The 2491-nt window shown below is 62.5% G+C and carries 1 protein-coding gene and 1 pseudogene; both read right to left on the bottom strand.

The annotated features are described in order from the left end of the window. Positions 1 to 133: 133 nt before the first annotated feature. Positions 134 to 2029 (bottom strand): annotated as a pseudogene (locus GY937_05040) (type I restriction endonuclease subunit R). Further along, positions 2022 to 2345 (bottom strand): hypothetical protein, encoded by a 324-nt coding sequence (locus tag GY937_05035; GenBank protein ID MCP5056076.1) that lies wholly within the window; start codon positions 2343 to 2345, stop codon positions 2022 to 2024. The pseudogene GY937_05040 and the gene GY937_05035 overlap by 8 nt, the downstream one beginning before the upstream one ends. Positions 2346 to 2491 lie beyond the last annotated feature (146 nt).

The raw sequence follows: 2491 nt of genomic DNA, 5'->3' as shown, positions 1-2491 counted from the left end.
GTCAAGTCAATCCGATACCGCTTCTTCGACATACGGGCCCCATGAATCGGCCCGCGACACGGCGAGAACCGATTGGCTGCGGGGGACGCAGTGCTTAGCATGACAACACTTCCGCCTTTGGTCGATACAAGGGACTAGGCGCATCGAAGCCGGTCAGCAGCTTGCTGACCACAATCAGCAGCTTCATGTTCGCCGGCTCCTCAATGAAGCGACGCTTGGTTTCGTCCTCGTACTTCTTGGTGGTCTGGCCGCTCCCGAGGACATGTTGGGTGTAGGTGTCGAATTTGTAGCGCTCGTCGCTGTTTGCAGGCTCACGCGAAATCGCATTGTGGTTCGGCTCGTACGAGGTGATGATCCCACAGGACGGGCCAAAGCTCGTGTTCTGAAGCAACCGGAAGTAGTGGCAAGCGTCGTAGATCGAGGCAACGACCAGGAGCGCCGTACCACGGTCGTTGCTGAGCCGTGGCTTTAGGCTGAAGTCCTCGATGATGTCGGCAATGATGCGCTGCTTGCGCTCGCCGGAGCTCATCAGCTTCTCCATCGTCGCCCAGCGCTTGCGCACAACCGCCTTCTGGAAACTGTTGAGTCCTTGGGTCTTGTGCTCGAACCAATTGTCGATCGCGGCCTGCGAGGTCAGCCGCTGCGGAACGTCGCGAGCCTCGTATTTGAGGTCCAGAATGACGCCATCGGCGACTCCCTCGTGGAACTTGTAGGTGTGGATGTAGGTGCCGAAGATGTCCCGCGTCATCCGCTTGTCCTTGCGCAGGAGCGGCGTGCCGGTGAAGCCGATGAAGATCGCGTCCCCCAGCCAGCGCTTCATCTGCTTGTTCATGTCGCCACCCTGCGTACGGTGACATTCGTCCACGAACACATAGAAGCGCCCCTGCACGGGCGGCGGCGGACCCTTAAGGTCGGCCGGGTCGAACTTGTGGATCAGCGCGCACAGGAGGCGCGGCGTGGCCGCCCCGAGCTTCTCCCCAAACTCCGCCCGCGACGTGATACGCGGGGAAGCAGAGTCGGCGCCGATGACGCCAGCGTTCTTCATCACCCCCTCGATCTGTTTGTCCAGCTCGTCGCGGTCGGTGATGACGAGGATACGCGCCTCGGGGTCGTGCTCCAGCAGCCACTTGGCGATCAGCACCATCAGGATGCTCTTGCCGCTACCCTGGGTATGCCAGATGACGCCGCCCTCGCGCTTGGCGATGCGCTCCTGGGCAGCCTTCACACCGAAGAACTGGTGCGGCCGCGGCACCTTCTTCTGACCGGCGTCGAAGAGGATGAAGTTCCGGATCAGGTCGAGCAGCCGGGCCTTGTTACAGAGCTGGGCCAGCGGCCGGTCGAGAAGCGCCCCGGCAGCGGGAGCCCCACCCGCCTCGGCGGGTGCTTCATCCTTCCACTGGACAAAGAACTGCTCCGGAGTGCCGGTGGTGCCGTAGCGCGCCCCTTGCGAGTCGCTGCCCGCAAAGACGAACTGGACCGTGGAGAAGAAGCCCTTGTTGAAGATCTCCTCCTGATTGGTGATGAGCTGCCGCACGCCGTCGCCCAACTCCACGGAGCTGCGCTTGAGCTCGATTACGGCGATGGCGAGGCCGTTCAGATAGAGCACGAGGTCCGGCCGCCGCTGATAACCGCCCTTTAGAGTCACTTCCTCGGCCAGCGCGAAGTCGTTCTTCTCCGGGTGCTCCCAGTCGATCAGATGCACCGTCTCATGCTCCTGCCCTGCAGCGATCTGCACCGGCACTCCGTAGCGCAGGAGCTGGTAAGTGCGCAGGTTGGCCTGGTAGAGCGTGATGCCCGTGGAGTCGGCGGCGGCCTCCAGCTTCTGCAGGGCGGCGGAGATGTGGGCGGCGGAGAAGCCGCGGGCTGTCAGGTTGTCGCGAAGGATCGCCGTCTCGATGGCGCGGTTGTTCTCCCGCTTGTTCCACTCACCGAGGTAGCGGTAGCCGAGCCCGTCGGGTCGTGCCGCGTCGGTGAACAGGGCGATGACGCGGTTCTGCGTTTTTCGTTCAGAACGAGGTCGCTCAGGCATGGGCGCCTCCGGTGGGAACGAGCCGCGTCTTGCCGGTGAGCAGTTCCTGCATCATCGCCTGCTTGAGGTCCCGGGTCTTGTCGCGGCGGGCCTCGAGCGCGGCCAGCTCGGCATCCATGTCGGAGAGGACGTCGGCGATGGCGGTTTGCTCAGTAGGAACAGGCCACGGGATCTCCTGCTCCTCGACACTTCTCCTCCCGAGCCCAAGCTGCGCAGATCCAATCACTTTCCTGCGTAGCGCAGAGTTCGTTTGGTGGGAATTGATCGTGTAAGCGAAGAACCGTGGATCACCATCTCGTGCTCGCAGGCAATACACGTGGTCGCCTAGCCTGAACTATGCACGAAAGTTGGCTGAGAAGCTGGCTTTCCAATGTTTCAGCGTGCCGCGCGGCGATTGACGCTGACGGATCTCGTTTTGGGTGGTCGATGCCCATTCCGTGGCGCGAATGCGGAGTGTGCTTC

It is taken from the genome of bacterium, from assembly GCA_024228115.1.
Classification (GTDB): domain Bacteria; phylum Myxococcota_A; class UBA9160; order UBA9160; family UBA6930.
This window is presented reverse-complemented; position numbering and strand designations above follow the sequence as displayed.